The organism is Flagellimonas aurea (assembly GCF_017313785.1).
Classification (GTDB): Bacteria; Bacteroidota; Bacteroidia; order Flavobacteriales; family Flavobacteriaceae; genus Flagellimonas; species Flagellimonas aurea.
On sequence record NZ_JAFLNL010000002.1, the window covers coordinates 378,976 to 394,984 of the forward strand.

15 protein-coding genes are annotated in these 16,009 nt (G+C 42.4%); 3 read left to right on the plus strand and 12 right to left on the minus strand.

The window, feature by feature from the left end; all coding sequences use genetic code 11:
- The first annotated feature begins 47 nt into the window (after positions 1-47).
- Positions 48-980 (plus strand): LysR family transcriptional regulator, encoded by a 933-nt coding sequence (locus J0656_RS05080; RefSeq protein ID WP_207032004.1) that lies wholly within the window; start codon positions 48-50, stop codon positions 978-980.
- Between the two features lie 172 nt (positions 981-1,152).
- On the opposite strand, the gene J0656_RS05085 is transcribed toward J0656_RS05080, so the two are convergent.
- The 10 genes from J0656_RS05085 to J0656_RS05130 form a co-directional block, all read right to left on the minus strand.
- The gene (locus tag J0656_RS05085) at positions 1,153-1,809 is read right to left on the minus strand and encodes a response regulator (protein WP_207032006.1); all 657 of its coding nucleotides are present in this window, start codon (positions 1,807-1,809) and stop codon (positions 1,153-1,155) included.
- A gap of 26 nt (positions 1,810-1,835) precedes the next feature.
- The gene (locus tag J0656_RS05090) at positions 1,836-3,800 is read right to left on the minus strand and encodes a tetratricopeptide repeat-containing sensor histidine kinase (protein WP_207032007.1); all 1,965 of its coding nucleotides are present in this window, start codon (positions 3,798-3,800) and stop codon (positions 1,836-1,838) included.
- Between the two features lie 50 nt (positions 3,801-3,850).
- Entirely contained in the window at positions 3,851-4,849 is a 999-nt protein-coding gene (locus J0656_RS05095; protein ID WP_207032009.1) for a hypothetical protein, read from the minus strand.
- A 108-nt stretch (positions 4,850-4,957) separates the two neighbouring features.
- Positions 4,958-5,296, minus strand: coding sequence for a hypothetical protein (locus J0656_RS05100; protein ID WP_207032010.1), 339 nt, complete (start codon positions 5,294-5,296; stop codon positions 4,958-4,960).
- Between the two features lie 26 nt (positions 5,297-5,322).
- On the minus strand, positions 5,323-6,336 hold the full coding sequence (locus J0656_RS05105) for a hypothetical protein (protein WP_207032011.1): 1,014 nt from the start codon (positions 6,334-6,336) through the stop codon (positions 5,323-5,325).
- A 24-nt stretch (positions 6,337-6,360) separates the two neighbouring features.
- Positions 6,361-9,222, minus strand: a complete 2,862-nt coding sequence (locus J0656_RS05110; RefSeq protein ID WP_207032012.1) for a CHAT domain-containing protein — start codon at positions 9,220-9,222, stop codon at positions 6,361-6,363.
- A gap of 30 nt (positions 9,223-9,252) precedes the next feature.
- The gene (locus J0656_RS05115) at positions 9,253-9,981 is read right to left on the minus strand and encodes a hypothetical protein (RefSeq protein WP_207032013.1); all 729 of its coding nucleotides are present in this window, start codon (positions 9,979-9,981) and stop codon (positions 9,253-9,255) included.
- Positions 9,982-10,161: 180 nt separating this feature from the next.
- A complete protein-coding gene (locus J0656_RS05120; RefSeq protein WP_207032014.1) occupies positions 10,162-10,797 on the minus strand; it encodes a site-specific integrase in 636 nt (211 codons plus the stop codon).
- Positions 10,788-11,393 carry a phage integrase SAM-like domain-containing protein gene (locus J0656_RS20340; RefSeq protein ID WP_313790184.1) on the minus strand — a complete coding sequence of 202 codons (606 nt, stop codon included), beginning with the start codon at positions 11,391-11,393 and terminating at the stop codon, positions 10,788-10,790. Before J0656_RS20340 ends, J0656_RS05120 begins: the two co-directional genes overlap by 10 nt.
- Before the next feature lie 405 nt (positions 11,394-11,798).
- Positions 11,799-12,257 carry a PspC domain-containing protein gene (locus J0656_RS05130; protein WP_207032016.1) on the minus strand — a complete coding sequence of 153 codons (459 nt, stop codon included), beginning with the start codon at positions 12,255-12,257 and terminating at the stop codon, positions 11,799-11,801.
- Between the two features lie 165 nt (positions 12,258-12,422).
- Here J0656_RS05130 and J0656_RS05135 point away from each other — a divergent pair, with 165 nt between their 5' ends.
- Both J0656_RS05135 and J0656_RS05140 read left to right on the plus strand, forming a co-directional pair.
- Entirely contained in the window at positions 12,423-14,213 is a 1,791-nt protein-coding gene (locus tag J0656_RS05135) for a tetratricopeptide repeat-containing sensor histidine kinase (protein WP_207032018.1), read from the plus strand.
- A gap of 18 nt (positions 14,214-14,231) precedes the next feature.
- Positions 14,232-14,966 carry a LytR/AlgR family response regulator transcription factor gene (locus J0656_RS05140; protein ID WP_207032020.1) on the plus strand — a complete coding sequence of 245 codons (735 nt, stop codon included), beginning with the start codon at positions 14,232-14,234 and terminating at the stop codon, positions 14,964-14,966.
- A gap of 79 nt (positions 14,967-15,045) precedes the next feature.
- On the opposite strand, the gene J0656_RS05145 is transcribed toward J0656_RS05140, so the two are convergent.
- The gene (locus tag J0656_RS05145) at positions 15,046-15,489 is read right to left on the minus strand and encodes an SgcJ/EcaC family oxidoreductase (protein ID WP_207032023.1); all 444 of its coding nucleotides are present in this window, start codon (positions 15,487-15,489) and stop codon (positions 15,046-15,048) included.
- 190 nt (positions 15,490-15,679) lie between these two features.
- Positions 15,680-15,958, minus strand: a complete 279-nt coding sequence (locus tag J0656_RS05150; protein WP_207032024.1) for a hypothetical protein — start codon at positions 15,956-15,958, stop codon at positions 15,680-15,682.
- Positions 15,959-16,009: the final 51 nt, after the last annotated feature.

Here is a 16,009-nt window from a genome sequence, read left to right on the forward strand (position 1 = left end):
TCATTAATTTTTATTTATATTTATAATATTATACATTAATAATATTTATGTATTACACTTTGCACCAACTCCAAATATTTTTAAAAATATCTGAATTACAGAGCATTACAAGAGCTTCCGAGGAGCTGCATTTGACCCAGCCTGCGGTATCGATACAGCTTAAAAATTTTCAAGATCAGTTCCCGATTCCACTTACCGAAGTGGTGGGGCGACAATTGTTTATCACCGATTTTGGAAAAGAAATAGCACGGGCTGCCGAAAAAATCATCAATCAGGTCGAAGAAATCAATTACAAGACCATGGCCTATCAGGGAAACCTATCGGGTCGGCTCAAAATATCGGTCGTATCCACGGGAAAATATGTGATGCCCTATTTTATGGCCGATTTTATGACAGAGAACAAGGGAGTGGACCTTATTATGGATGTGACCAACAAATCCAAAGTAGTAAGAAGCCTGGAACTGAATGAAGTTGATTTTGCCCTGGTTTCCGTGCTGCCGGAAAAGTTAAAAGTGGACACCGTGGAGCTTATGCCCAACAAATTGTTCTACGTGAGCAATTATGACAGGAAATTTCCAAAAGCGGTATCCAAAAAATATCTGTTTGAAAAAATTCCGTTGATTTACAGGGAACCGGGCTCGGCCACACGGAACGCCATGGAGAGCTTTATTGAAAAAAACAATTATTCGGTGCACAAAAAGATCGAACTTACCTCAAATGAAGCTGTAAAACAAGCTGTTATTTCAGGGCTGGGATGCTCGATCATGCCCCTTATCGGAAACAAAAATGCCCTTAAAAACAATGAGCTGAAAATAATTCCCGTAAGAGGTCTGCCCATCACCACAACATGGAATCTCATTTGGCTGAAATCCAAAAACCTATCTCCCGTAGCCGTGGCATTTTTGAATTATTTAAAGGATAGAAAGGAAGGTATCATTCAGAAAAAATTTAGTTGGATCGAAGACTTTATCAATGTTTGATCTAACTACAATAATAGCTTAAAGGAGGCCCAGAAAAAATCGAACTATTTCCGCGGATCCCATGTTTCAGCAGAGGTTTCCATAGTTTGAATATAAAATATTGACTATTTGTCAATTCCTATAATTTAACCCTTCATGCCCATGAATAAGTTCAAAGGTTTGTATGAGTATATTATATAAGGCTTTGTCTTCTAGCCTTTTGAACAGCCTCTAACTTGTTGTGGACCTGAAGCTTCTTATAAATATTCTCGATATGCTTCCTTACCGTACTTGGCGATAGGAAGAGATTATTGGCAATCACGGTATAGCTTAACCCTTCCGCCAGTTGTTCCAATACTTCTTTTTCACGTGAACTTAACGAAACGTCGTCTTCCTGTACGGACAGTGACTCTTGTTTTTCGGGATATCGTAATAATTTAAGGGTCTTTACCGCAATGGAAGGACTCATTGCCGCGCCTCCTTCAATGGTCTCGGTAATGGCGTTGTACAGCTTATGTCCTTCAATCTCTTTCAGCAAATACCCATCGGCACCGGCCTGAATGGCGTTGAAAATATTCTCATCATTATCAAAAACGGTAAGCATGAGCACCTTAATGTGGGGATATTTCTGTTTTACGATACGAACGGTTTCTATACCATCCAGCACGGGCATTTCTATGTCCATAAGCACCAGATCAAGGTTGTGGTTCTTTTCCAATTTGGACAGCAACTCACTACCGTTGTAGACCATGTACTTAATGTCCAAATCCTCAAAATCTGACAACTTCTCTTTAATGGCACGAGCCAAGAAGGTATTGTCGTCCACTATGGCCAGCTTGATTTTGTTCATAATCTATACTTTTTATGGTGAAAGAATTATGCTTTTACCTGCAATGTTACCTTGGTGCCTTTATCGATTATACTTTCTTGATTGAAATAAATGCTGGCTTTTTCGGCCCTGTTCCTCATTATATGAAGTCCGTTTCCTGTCGACTCCTTTGATGTATCAAAACCCTTTCCAAAGTCCTCTATTTCAATCTGCACCATTTTATCAAAATCAGTAAACCGGACTTCAATATGTTCACTCCCTGAATATTTTACGGCATTGTTCACGGATTCTTGAATAATTCTAAAAAGATTCATTCCCACAAAGGCATTGAGCACCTTATTGTTCGGGGTTCCCTCAATTTTCACATTGATCTTATCATCTGTTGCCTCATGAACAGTTGCCGCCAATTGCTGGATCCGTTCCTTGATGTCCTCCAAACTGATCTCATCCTTGTTCATGGCCCAAATGGTGTCCCGAAGTTCCGAGATGGTCACCAAGGAAAATTGTTTCATTTGGGTGAGCTTTTCCATAAGGAAAACCTCGCCTTTATCGATTCCCCGTTTGGCCGAATCGGTGATGGAGGTCAAATAGGTAAGCTGCGAACCGATATTATCGTGCAGGTCTCGAGCAATTCGTATACGCTGTTCCTTAAGATTTTCCTGTGCCTTGGCTTCGGCCATGGCCTTTTCCAGAGCAGTCTCCCTTGCCATGTTCCTTGCTTTTATTTTTTGCTCCCGGAACACCACAAAACCTACGATCAACAGTATTGCCAAAAGAGCTCCGCTGCCCATCAGCATATTGTTGCGCTTTTTTATGGACAGTTCACTTTCGACCAGTTCGTTCTGTTGGCGAAGGATTTCGTTCTCTTTTTGTTCGGTCTCATACTTTTCCTTCAGATTGAGCACTTCCTTGGTCCTTTCCAAACCTTGCAGACTGTCGAGCACCTCCTTATGTATTTGTAGGTAACCATACGCATCCTTGTACTTTCCCATACTTTCACTTACGGATGACAGGGTCTTCGACAATTCCACCTGCGCCAAAACAATTTCATGCTCCAATGCTTCGTCATAGGCTTCCAATGCCAAGTTTTCTGCTTCTTGGAACTTCCCTTGCATCAGGAGTGTTTTGGCTATGTCATTTTTAAGATGGACGGCCACATACCAATCGCCCTTTTCTTGCTGTATTTGCAGGGCCTGGGTAAAATATTCCTTCGCTTTGTCCAATTCGTTCATACCTTGATAACCATATCCCAAATTATAAAGTGGCGATGCTGATTCGAATGGCGCACCCAATGCATTAAAACTACGGTACGACTTATCGGAGTATTCTATGACTTTTTCGTAATCCTTAAAGTGTAGATAAACACTGGCCAGATTATTATAGGTCAATGCTACGTAATACTCTTGCCCCAATTGCTGGTAAAGTTCCAAGGCCTTCTGAAAATAGTCCCCTGAGAGTTCCCATTCATGGACAGCTTGATATCTACTGCCCAAATTATTGAGGCTTCCGGCAATCCAGATGGAATCTTGGGAAGCCTCAAACTCTTTCAGTGCATTTAATTGGTAGGCAACCGATTTGTCCACTTCGCCTGTTTTTTCGTAAGCATTGGACATATTGGTATAAAGTGCCCCTATGGCAAAATGGTCTTCTGAATTTTCAATGGCCGGCAAAGCGTCTTGATAATATTTTAGCGCTTGGCCAGAATTGCCTTTCCCGTTCTCAAGTATCCCGAACGATACCAAAATCCTTGCCACGAGATAATCATTTTGCTGCCTTTCGGCTTCGGTATGGGCCAATTTGATATAATACCAGGCACTGTCATAATCTATGGAACGAAACTTCATCCCTATGTCTTTCAATGCCATTACCTTGTCCTCGCCCGATTTTTGCTCTAGTTCAGCTTTTAAATCCCGTATTTGCTCTTCCAAGCTTTGTGCCGAAAGCGGTGCGCAACAGATCAACATCAATACCAGTACAAGCGGTAGCGTATAAAAGTTTTTTATGGAGGACATTTTCTAAAAATAGCATAATTTTTCAGGCGGGACGTACTTATTTTTCAAATTTAATCGGCCTTGTCCGCCAGTTTTTGCACCACGGCACCCAAGTAAGCATTCAACCCTTTTTCGGCACCTTCCAAATATTTTTTGGGATCACACTTTATAATGGAATAATTGGCCTTTTCCTGATGGTCCACACTCCACACGCGAAGCACGCCCATGTCGGTTCCCAATTTGTCCCGGTCCGGGGTTTGGGCCACATCGAATTTTTGCCGTTCCATGACCCCAGAGACTTCGACCCCTCCCCGAGGCACAAAGTGGCCCATATCGAACATGATGCTGCTTTCCTCACTTATCACAAAGGTGGTCTCCGCTTTTACCCTCGCATTTCCTGCATGACGGTTCAGCGTTCTTGACACCTCGCTTTGACCGTCCTCAAAAACATTCACCACCAGAACGACCTTGTTGAAGATGAAATCGGTTTTTTGGTTCACTACCCTGCTTTCCGTGTTCCCTGCATAATCGGCAAAGCCTGCAAGGGGTATTGCATCTTTGCCCATGGTCCTGAACGGAACCACAAATTTCTGGGTGGTGGGCCTGGTGAGGATGGTACCGAATTCCTTCCCCTTTTCAGGTCCTTGGCCGGCTGTGAGTTCCCATCTTTTTTCACGGTTCTTTTCATACGCCTTGTTGTTCCAGAGTTCTTCAATTGGGGCAATCTCAAAACCCTTGGATTTCAAATTCGCCACATAGTCCTGAAATAATCGATCCGTCAATTTTTGGAGGTCATCAGGATCAAGGCCATCCAGCACCAAGGTCAGCGATGCCTTTGCATCTCCCTTGAGTCCTCCTCTCCAAAGCTTGCCCCCTTTTTTGGAATCTTCGAGACTAAGGGCCGTTTGGTAATTGACCTGAAAATCGGAGATCATCACCTTTTTGGGGCTTTTTCTATAGCTGAGATTGGCTGGGCCAAGGGTTTTGATCTTTACTTCGCCCACAGTTTGGGCGGAAATGGCAAGGATGGCAAACAGGAACAGTACCATCGAAAAAGCTATTTTCTTCATTTGTTTTTAAAGTTTGGATTGATACTTCTTAGTGAAGCAAACATAGACCCGAACCCTTTGGCAATCAATACGGCAATTGCCGTATTGATTGCCCCCATCTACCTCTGATCAGACATCAAAATAAAAATAGCCGAGGAGACCAATACCGCATGCGGCACAGATCAATATGGCATTGATACGACGTAGCTTCGGGTTCAGGTCCTTGGACTTGGCATATCCCTGCATACCGATGGCCAACAACAATACCGGCAAACTGACATACAGGTTAAAGAGATAGAACCACAACCAGCCGGTGCAAAACGCCCAAATGGCCAAAGCAGAGGTCAGCGGGGGAATATAACGATCCATACGCCCCACCGATTCGTCCGGAAAACGGAAATACAGAAAAGTGGAAAGCAACACCATTGGCCCGATCAATGCAATCAACAAAAGAACAATCCCCATCATGAGTCATCGGTTTGGTCAATATTGCACTATACCAAGTAAAATTCTTCTTGGTCCATGGTCAATAAGCTAATGGGCGTGTTTCCATATTGTGTGAAGTAAATGGTGATACCGTCTCCCGCGGAAAGTTTGTCGTACAACATTGTGTTCACTGTGATTGTTCCTTGGCTAGTCCGTATGCTGTTCGAGTTGGACCTTCGGTTGGAGGTGATGCTTATTTTGTCCTCCACCAATGCGGCCACCCCTTTTTTATGGGCACTGAATGTATTTCTTCGGTAATTTCTATGGACCCTATAAAGTTGAAAAGCCTGGTATAAGGGAACCGCCCAAAGTGGAAAAAGAAACACTGCAAAACCCCAAAGCCCGCTGACCAGCAATAAAATACCTATGGAAACAAACGGAGCGGCCAAGAATAAACGTCTTTTCAACGCTGCGTACCAAATTCTTTTAAGGGCCTCAAAATCTTTTTGGGTATAGCGGGTATGTGGAATCCGTTTTTCAAGGAACCTATCCGACTCCGTACGGGGAAGGGAATCATTTGCTGCATCGGACAGGGAAAGAATATCGAGCTTGAGCGTACTTTTGGATTTGGGTGCCCGGTCCATCACCACATCCATCCCCACCTTTACTTTGGCATATTCCCTGTAGTCCACCGAAAACTCCTCATCATCCAGATACAGATAATACTGCCTGGTGGTCCTCGTTTTCCCTCCCGTTCCCGATCCTCCGCCCGTGGTCTGTATGTTGAGTCTTTTGTCCGTTACCTTCCCTGAGATGCGATGTTTTATCCCGCGCCGCAGATCGATGGTGGTGGTGCCGATCATATAGGCGATGACGCCAAAAAAGAACAGGCAAAAACCGATGAACACATACATCACAACGGTATCCCCTACAAAACTGTTCTTGAAATCCTTGAACACAAAGGAAATGAACAGCAGGAACATCCCGATCACGACCACGGGGAATATCAGCATGGCAAACAGTTGTCGCCTGAGCTTTTTGATATCAGCGGGCTCTAGCGGTAATTTTTCCTTTAGTGGCATGAAATAGGTCTTTGCAGGATGTTATCAATATCCAGTATAGATGAACGGTGCCCAAAAATAAGGGTGGGTCTGGTCGCCGTACACCCCTTTGATAAAGTTTCGTTTCACTTCGGCCAAGGCCTTGGGTGTTGCCATGATCTTGTTGAACATCCTATCATAGAGTTCCACGCTCAAAAACATGGTTCCCGAATCGCTCACGCTCCAAAGGGAGGTCAAGGTGCTGTTCACCCCCGCATTGAAAAGAGCCTGGTTGAGCCCCTTGATGCCATCACCTGGCGACTCAATGCCCAAGGCGGTCTGGCAGGCGCTCAGCATCACAAAATCGATGGGAAGGTCCAGTTTTTCCACTTCACCCACGACCAACATGCCATCTTCCCCATCCACAGGTGTGGGTTTGACCGTCATGGCAAAGGAACTCAAATCGAACACATAGGGGTGCACGCTGGCATGACTGGAAAGATGGAGCGCCCTATACTTGCCCAGTTCATTGGCTTTACTCATACGTTTGAGTTCATTCTCCGTCATCATATCATCGAGTCGGGTGTCCGTAAGCGGTACTTGTTTCTGAATTAATACCACCTCGTTTCTTCCTCCCTGCAAAAAGCTCATGGGTTCTTTTCCTTGAAAGGTAGCAAAGGCATAGTCCAAGGGCAGACCTTTTTCCAGGTCTTCGCGAACCCGGTATCGCAACTTCTCAAGGTCGGCGATGGAACTTAAAGGTGCCTTGGGAGCCGAATGTAGCTCATAGGTGGCCCCTCCAAAGGCCAAAACATTCTTTTCAAACTTCTTTTTGGGTTGTTTTCTGAGGCTGAACAGCAAGGAGGCACTCGGGATGTAACCCATCTCGAACCGCTCGGCCAGATAGCGGCCCTGACCATCCATCAACGCATCAAAAGGAATGGTTGCTGTCAATCCCTCCGGACTGATGGTGAGCTTGGTGATGCCCTGCAATTTCTCCTCCAATCCATCTACAAACGTGATATAAAATCTGCGGAGCAGGTCCGGCATCTTCTCTTTTTGATAGAACACATATTGCCCATCCACCACTTTGGCCTCCATGTGTTTGCGAAGGTATTGGGTCATCAGTTTGAATTCCCCAGGTGCAAACATCCCATCCTTTCTTGTCTTCGTCCCGTTCAGGTAGTCCAGATTGGGCTGGCGAAATTCGTTTTTGGCCATTTCCTTTTCCAGTTCGATGAGTTCTTTGTCGTCCGACAACAAATCGGTAAAGGCCCCAGCAGATCTATTGTATTTAACGGTGACATCATTCTTGCGCACCAAACACATCAAATAGGTACCTTCATAGGTACTTCCTTTGGAGACATCGATGAAGGATAGATAGGCCTCATTGGTTCCCAGAACGGCCTGAAGCTCTTTCCAAGGAAGTTGCTTTATCGTGCTCCTTTTATCGTTCAAAAGGGAATAGGATCGGTTGGATTCGATGACGTCATAAATTTTATCGAACTGTCGGGTCTCATAATAGGAGGCTGCCAACATTCCATTGATCCGTTGGAACTTATCCAGATAGCCCCTTTGTGCCAAAGTGGACAAACCTTCCAATACCTTGATTTCTTCTTCCTTGGCTTTTTCAAATTGTTTGGCGGCTTCTACATATTTTTTCAGTCCCACCAATGTTACGCCGTCATTATAGGCATTGCCCGTTAAGACCACAGCCCCTTCGCCAAGAATATTTTCTGTACCAGACAGCCCGTCCGTCACAAAAGCAGCGTATGGCTGGTTTTCCATCCCGGGAATTTTTAGGAACTCCTGGGCCTTTTTGCGTACGGACTTGCCTTTTTCCACATCCTTGTTGAAAGCGTAGGCACGTAATAACACATAATAGGCCTCGGCGACATATTCGGGTGATTTCAGCTTGGGCAATAGATTGATGTAGCCATCCGCAATTTGGGAAGCCTCATCGTGTTTTTGCTGCTCGGTCAGGGCCATGACCGTATAGAAATAGGTTTTTGCCAACACCGCAGTGGAGGACGCCTTTCCTTTGAGCTGATCGATCATGAAGCTACTGGATGACAACACCTTATCCCACCGTTTTAATGCCGCTTGCACCCGTACCAGTCTTAAAAAAGCCCTATACCTTGAGGGCAAAGAATAGTTTTTCTGATCAAAAACGATCTTTTCGAGATGGGGTTCCAATATTTGCCCAAAGGAAAAATTGACTTTTTCCGATAACTGGGCCATATAGGCCAAGGCATCCACATAGAGTGCCCTGGAGATCAGTCCCTCCTCCACTGCTTTTTCAGCATTTACCCAATCGGCCAGTATTTTTTCGGCAGTGGCATTATGGGCAATGTTTTCATACGTGGCCCCTAGACTTGAGCCCAGGTTTTCAAAAGTTGCCTTTGCCCGAGTTATGCTCCGGTTGTTGTAGTCCGATAGAAATCCGTTCGCCATCTGCACTGTTGTGGACAATTGGGGGTATTTGGCCAAGGAATTCACATAATCGCTTAAAGCCCGGTGGTCCCGTTGCATGGTTGCCTGATCTTGGCCCACGGACTGCATGTTTTCCAAAAAAAGTTTGGCCTCGGTTGGCCTATTGGCAAATACGGAATAGGTGAACCCATAAAAGCCCGTTTCGGGGTTATAACTGTCAAAGGCCATAGCCCATTGTGAGAACATCACGGCATCATCGGATCTATTGTTTCCATAGAGGGCACTTGCCATCCAACCAAAGGTTCTGGAATTTTCAGGATATACCTCCAAAAGTTCCCCTGCGGATACCAATCGGGCATTAAGATTATTTAGTCTTCCTGCTTCCAGATAGGCGGCATAGCTGGGATGTGATGTGGGATCGTTCGGAGGAATGGTCAGTTGTGACCAACCACATAGATGGGCGCAAAGGAACGCCACTAACATAAAATTTCGCATGGTACGCTTTTAAAATGAAGTTTGGAAAGACTATAAAGATGTTGTCAACTGACCGTACTTGTACATGGCGGCCTCGTGGGTGTTGTTCTGATTCCTTTTGAGGTATTGCCCGCTTATGGCTCCATTTTGCATTTGCATGATTTCCTTGCTTCCATCAAAATGCCATATCATTTGTAGGCCATCAACAATACCTTCGACGAACTCTGAAAAAATGATTTTTTTCTCCGACATCAAGAATTCCATGGTCATACCATTCTTTTGCCCATTTTTCCAATTGCTGTAAACGGCATCGTTGTCGTAGACCTTGACTCCCTTGCCGTTTTCACAGTTGCCCATCACGCATGGTGAAACACCTGTGGTCACCAACGGGCTGTTGCTGATATGTCTGCCATTTTGGTAATCCCTGAATTCGTATCCTGCTTTGTTCCTGATCACATGCAGTCCTTCCCGTTTTCCATCCACAAACCCCCCAAAGGCATACATATTTCCTTCGCTTTCGTAGCTGAAGAAACCTTCCTTCTTTCCATTTTTGAACATGCCCCAATACCTGCCAAATTCGCCGGTCTGGTTGCCTATTCCCTGCAAAAGCTGATTTTCATGGAAACCGACCTGATAGCCAATTTCCTTGTTGCCTTCCGAAAGTGTTGCAAACCCATATCCGTTTTGGCAATCGCCTTTGACACATTTGATGCTTTGTTGGGCAAATGTAGCCAAGGTTGAAAGTACCGCAAGAGCCAAGGTCAATCTAAATTTTCCCATGGTAGTTGGTTGTTAAACAGTTATGACACAAACCTAAGGGGAAATAAAAACCACCTCAATACGGCAATTGACGTATAATGTTGCATAGGAAAAATTCATTTGGGATTATTGGAGTTTCCATCAATTTACCTAAAAAGACATTTGGCTTTTAAATGCAAATTCTGTTCAAACATTTTTACTTTAACCCATTCTGTACCTAGACTTTACCGTGAGCATATCCTCCCTCAGTTTAGTATCCACTACCTTGGCATAGATATGTGTTGTCTTCAAATTGGAATGACCCAACATTTTGCTGACTGATTCTATGGGCACCCCGTTGGCCAAGGTAACGGTAGTGACAAAAGTGTGCCGGGAAAGATGAAAGGTTACTTTTCTATTGATTCCACAAAGCTCAGTAACGTCCTTTAAATATTCGTTCAATTTTTGATTGCTCATTACCGGTAATATCCGGCCATCCTTTGATTCTTCATTGAAATGTTGGTATTTTTCCATTATCTGCACGGGAATGGGCAACAAAGGTACACAGGTTTTGGTATTGGTCTTTGTCCTTCTGGTCCTGATCCATTTTTGGCCATGTATGTCCATTACAATGTCATCATTGGATAGTTTCTTTACATCCACATAGGAAAGGCCGGTAAAACAACAGAACAGGAAAACGTCCCATGTCCTGTCCAATTTCTTGTTTTGGAATTTACCTTCCATTAAGAGATTCAATTCGTGGTCGGTCAATACTTCCTTTTCAGTAGGCTTCCAGGAGGCTTTCCAATGGAAGAAAGGATCTTTTTTTATCCAACCATAGGCATGGGCTATTCGCATGATCTTTTTGAAATCGTCACATACTTTGAAACCGTATTCCTACCTCCGGCCCTGAACACCAATAAATGATGTTCAAACCTTTGAATGAACTGTAGATCCACTTTTTTGATGGGAAAATCATCTTCATCAAATTCTTTTTGTTTAAACTTCCTTAAATGCTTCAAGGTCCTATTATGTTGGTAATATCTTCCAATAGAATACTCCCTGCCTACCAGTTCCCGGATCCCTTCATTGTGCTCTTGGAAAAGGACAATCAACATTCTTTCATTTTTTTCGGTCGTAAATAACCTATCCACGATGTCCTGTGCCGTATAGGACTTTCCTTTGGCGACCAACTTTCCATGGATGGTAAAGAGCTTGTGCCTCATTTCATCCAGATATGTATTAATCTCATAAGCTTCCTGCCCTGGTCTCCTGACCCTACCGGCCGCTTGGATCCAGTCGTCCGCCCTTACTCTCCGCTGAAGCCTTATTTCCTTGCGTTGGGGACCAACTGAAACGCGGAGATGGATAGTGGCCCAATCATCTAATTTTGTCCGGCTTTTCTTATGTAGAGTAAAATGGAAAAGGAATCTTTCATGGACTCTTGGTTTGATTAGATTTCAATTTTATTGGTTAATGGGCCTAAAATGCCTGTATATCGGTTTTTAACAGCTTTTTAGAAGGTCTTTTAAGGATTTGGCAATACTAAAATTGTCAACCCAATTGTCCACTGAGCCCAGTGTTTCCGTTTGAAATCAAATAGAGGCAATGAAAATGAAAAAGCCTGTAAATAATTGATTTACAGGCTTTTCTAATGACTTTGAAATGTATTAGTAATCGCGTAAGGATTTGAACTCCATTCGCAATCCCTTGATTTTATTAGCTTTTACCTTGCTGATGTTTTGTTACTAACCGAATTACAGACTACTAAGGGTAATCTCCTTTCGTATGAACCAAAACTAATCAATATTTATTAAATAGATTTAGAACTAGCTCGAGTTAAAAACTTGGCGCATTAATTAATCTATTTTCTGTTTAGATTTATCCATAAAATATCCAATGGCCCCGCCAATCAATGTAAAGACCACTACTCCAATCAATGCATCCCAAATAATATCCATCCCACTGCCCACAAATCTGTCCACATCATCCACAATTGTCACAAAATTTTTCACATACCCTGTGATGCCACCTGCCATACGTTGAACCATCTCGGATTGAAAATAGTAGCTAAAAGGAATTCCTAATAATGCTCCTATAAGGGCAAAGGTCACCATCTTACCTGCCATTTTGTTCAGCACCAGATACACTCCCAAATAGGCCAATAATCCTAACGGAATAAACAACAAAGTAAGGACAACAAATACAACCCTCATGATGATAGGTTGTAGGTTCAATTTTAACGCGAGCTTGCTATTTACTCCCAATAAAATCTTTTCGGGACGAGTTATGAATTGGATTATTTTCTGTGTATCCATTTGTTTTAGGTAATGATTGTTGGTTTAAAATTAAGATTGACATCTCTAATCTAAAATCGCTAATGATTTTCTGCCCTTTCCCACTTATTTTGTGTAGCATATCCTTTATTCTTTGCGAAAATGTGTATTTTCATTTTGACTTCAAATTGATTAATCGGTTGCCATATGAAATACACCTTTACCTTGTTGTTATTCTCCATTGTAGTGCATTCTTCCGCACAACAATTTCAAATGGAACTAGATTCCCTGATCAAGAAAATTGACTCAAGTCCGGTTGCCAATCAAGAAACCATCGACTTAAGAAACCAATACATCAAACAGGCCCTTTTTGCCAATCCTTCCGATACTACCCTCTTGACATTTTCAAAAAAAACGGTAGACTTGGCAAGGGACTTGAGATATTGGAAAGGACTTTTGGTGGGATATGAACGTGTGGCCTTAGTGTATCAATATTCCTTCTCCAACCCATACAAGGCCCTGGAATATTATCACAAAGCCTTGGGTCTCATGGAAAAGGACAAGGACTTGCAATCGCTTGGATGGGGTATTTATGGAGGTATCGGCACTTTGTACTATGAGCAGGAAGAATACGGCAAGGCCTTGGAGCAGTTTAAAAAGGTCTTACATAACGATAAAAACCTTGAGCTGACCGCCACTGCTAACATTGCCAATATTTTCGGATCATTGAACCAATTGGATTCTGCCATTTATTATTACAAAAAGGCATTGAACTTGGAACAGGTAACAAACAATCCAACATACAAGGCCAACCTGTATAGCAATCTATCATTGATTTACAGTCAGGCAGATCAATTGGACGCCGCATTGGCATCTGCAGAAAACAGTATCGGCCTTATTGAGCAATATGGAATTGAATTTGTAAGACCCACGGCCTACGCCAATGCCTCAATGGCCTACTTGGGCAATAAGGATTATGTTAATGCTGAGCTATACGCCAACAAAGCATTACAACTGAGTGAAGCACAGGGAAATGTTTTTCTTCAAAAGTCCGCTTGGGGCACGCTGGCCGATGTGTACTCGGCCAAAGGAGAATTTTCCAAGGCGTTGGAAGCCTACACTAAATTTTCAGTATTGAAGGATAGCCTCAACAACCAGAACCGGAGGGTAGAAATCAACCGCAGTCAATTGGAGTTTGAATTTGAAAAGGAAAGGACCATTGCTCAAGCGGAAATCGATAGGCAGTCTACCATCAAAACGGCTTCGCTCTTGGGGGGTGGAGGTCTTTTAGCAGCATCGGTATTAGGATTTGTGCTGTACAAAAGACGAAGGGATGTCTTGGAACAGAAAAAAGATGCAGAATTCAGGGCATTGGTTGCCGATACGGAATTAAAGGCCTTGAGAGCGCAAATGAATCCACATTTTATATTCAACGCTCTCAACTCCATAGGTGATTATATCCTTAAAAACAACAATGAAACGGCATTGGAATACCTTACCAAGTTTGCCAAATTGATGCGAATGGTGCTTGAAAATTCAGAAAATAAATCCATTCCTTTGGAAGAGGACCTAAAGTTTCTTGAACTCTATCTTCAGGTTGAGGCCAAAAGACAACCTGGTAAATTTTCATATCATATTCAGGTTGATGAAGCACTCGAAGTTGAAAATACATTGGTACCCCCATTGCTGTTACAGCCTTTTATTGAGAACAGTATCTGGCATGGATTCCGGGATAGAGATGGAATGGGACAAATTCAAATAACCATAAATGAAAATCAAGACATGCTCATTTGCTCCATCGAGGATAATGGACGGGGAATAGAGCATACAGCAAATGGAAATGAATCCAAAAAGTCTTTCGGGGTGGCAATTACTGAAAATCGACTCAAGATTTTGAACAAACAAAAAAACAAAGAAGGTAGATTGCAAGTTATCGACCTTGGAGAACAAAAGGGTACGCGGGTAGAAATCAGCTTACCACTTGAACACCTTTTTTAAATTGGAACAAAAGCCCATATGAAAATAGCTATAGTAGATGATGAACAGCATTGCATAAATCACCTAGCCAACTTATTGAAACCGCATAGCGCTGATATGCAATTGTTCATTTTTGAAAATGCAGATAATGCCATTATCGGGTTGGAAAAAATACGCCCCGATATCGTTTTTTTGGATGTGCAGCTCCATGACAAAACGGGTTTCGATGTATTGTCGTCCGTTTCAAAACGAGATTTCAGCCTAATTTTTACCACGGCATATGAAACCTATGCCATAGAGGCCTTCAAATTTTCTGCCATTGACTATCTTTTAAAACCAGTGGACAAGGATGATTTTGAAATGGCCCTCCAAAAAGCCACGGATAAGATAGAACAAACACAACTACATGACCGGGTCAAGGTACTGCTCTCCCATATTTCTACCAATAACAGCCCTAAACGCATCAGTGTTCCCTCCAATGATGGATATGTTTTTCTATTAATGGAAGATATTGTTCGTTGCCAGGCCGATGTAAACTATACCCATATTTTTACAACCGATGGTAAAAAATATACAGTTTCCAAAACCCTAAAACATTTTGAAAGACTTCTGGAGGGAGACCATTTCTTTAGAATCCATAATTCCCATCTTATTAACCTGTTATATGTAAACTCCTATCATAAAGATGGCTTTACTATCCTCAAGGATGGTATGAAATTAGAAGTATCCACCCGTAGAAAAGAGGCATTCATCAAATTATGCGGGAAATTATGAGTCAGAAGATTATCGTTTATTTGAACTTTGAAATACTTGACCTAGGATTTTCTTAGGTTGCATGTTGTGTCCGGTTTTTTTATTTCTTTATCTGTTCATTTAATTCCTTTGTTAGCCTTTCTACCATTTCAGGTCTGCCATGAAATTGTGCAGGAGTATTCTGAAAAAGTGCAATCTTCCATACATCATTCTGTCTTATTGCGGTTATAGTCTGGATGGCATTCGCTGCCGGATTAATATCCTTTTGTCCGGGTGGTATCATCCCAACAATAGCACTAAGAGTGGCGACTTCTGAATGTAATAAGCGGACATCCTTAATTTTCCATACGTAATCCGCTGTTTGATGGTGCTTAAATATTATCCCAATTTCAGTTTCAATTTCGTTTTTACCATTATATTGACTCCCATCAAAACCTATTGATATTCCATTATCTGTAAACAATGATCCCATTTTGGTTGCATCTTGTTTGTTCCAAGCGGTTAGTAAATCAGTGTGCAACCTTTCTATTTTTGCTTTGTCCATCTTCTTTTCGTTTAGAAGTCAACTTAACCATTTACTTTCGCATGTCCAAATCGTTCTACAATGACCGCCAATGATACGTTTGGTCGCATGTACGGGACCTAAGTTAGCAAACAAACATCCTGCGGAATATCCTTTTGGAGATTTCCAATAGACAATGAACTGGCAATTAGTTTTTTTACCGTGTCGTGCTTCAATATTCAAAAGTTTCATAGTGGGTCACATTTTTCTCAAATTCCAGCAGATACTTTTTGTCTTCTTCATAATATCTTGCATTTTCAAAATCATCTCCGGCAAATTTCTTGATACTCTCATAAGAGTTCCATTCGGTTATGGTCAAGAAATGACATTTATCACCATCTATGCGTCTCAATATTTTTGCAGATAAATTTCCGTCAACGTTTCTATAATCCGACAATCCAGTTTCTTCAACATATTTTAAATATTCATCTGCATGTTTAGATTTTGTCATTCCGTGCCAAATTCGGGTAATTTTCATTTTTTCCATTACATTTTGTCATTT

What these genes read in the sequence shown, in the direction of transcription:
- J0656_RS05080 (WP_207032004.1), top strand. Translation starts at nt 48, where the DNA reads ATGTATTACACTTTGCACCAACTCCAAATATTTTTAAAAATATCTGAA.
- J0656_RS05085 (WP_207032006.1), bottom strand. Translation starts at nt 1,809, where the DNA reads ATGAACAAAATCAAGCTGGCCATAGTGGACGACAATACCTTCTTGGCT.
- J0656_RS05090 (WP_207032007.1), bottom strand. Translation starts at nt 3,800, where the DNA reads ATGTCCTCCATAAAAAACTTTTATACGCTACCGCTTGTACTGGTATTG.
- J0656_RS05095 (WP_207032009.1), bottom strand. Translation starts at nt 4,849, where the DNA reads ATGAAGAAAATAGCTTTTTCGATGGTACTGTTCCTGTTTGCCATCCTT.
- J0656_RS05100 (WP_207032010.1), bottom strand. Translation starts at nt 5,296, where the DNA reads ATGATGGGGATTGTTCTTTTGTTGATTGCATTGATCGGGCCAATGGTG.
- J0656_RS05105 (WP_207032011.1), bottom strand. Translation starts at nt 6,336, where the DNA reads ATGCCACTAAAGGAAAAATTACCGCTAGAGCCCGCTGATATCAAAAAG.
- J0656_RS05110 (WP_207032012.1), bottom strand. Translation starts at nt 9,222, where the DNA reads ATGCGAAATTTTATGTTAGTGGCGTTCCTTTGCGCCCATCTATGTGGT.
- J0656_RS05115 (WP_207032013.1), bottom strand. Translation starts at nt 9,981, where the DNA reads ATGGGAAAATTTAGATTGACCTTGGCTCTTGCGGTACTTTCAACCTTG.
- J0656_RS05120 (WP_207032014.1), bottom strand. Translation starts at nt 10,797, where the DNA reads ATGCGAATAGCCCATGCCTATGGTTGGATAAAAAAAGATCCTTTCTTC.
- J0656_RS05130 (WP_207032016.1), bottom strand. Translation starts at nt 12,257, where the DNA reads ATGGATACACAGAAAATAATCCAATTCATAACTCGTCCCGAAAAGATT.
- J0656_RS05135 (WP_207032018.1), top strand. Translation starts at nt 12,423, where the DNA reads ATGAAATACACCTTTACCTTGTTGTTATTCTCCATTGTAGTGCATTCT.
- J0656_RS05140 (WP_207032020.1), top strand. Translation starts at nt 14,232, where the DNA reads ATGAAAATAGCTATAGTAGATGATGAACAGCATTGCATAAATCACCTA.
- J0656_RS05145 (WP_207032023.1), bottom strand. Translation starts at nt 15,489, where the DNA reads ATGGACAAAGCAAAAATAGAAAGGTTGCACACTGATTTACTAACCGCT.
- J0656_RS05150 (WP_207032024.1), bottom strand. Translation starts at nt 15,958, where the DNA reads ATGACAAAATCTAAACATGCAGATGAATATTTAAAATATGTTGAAGAA.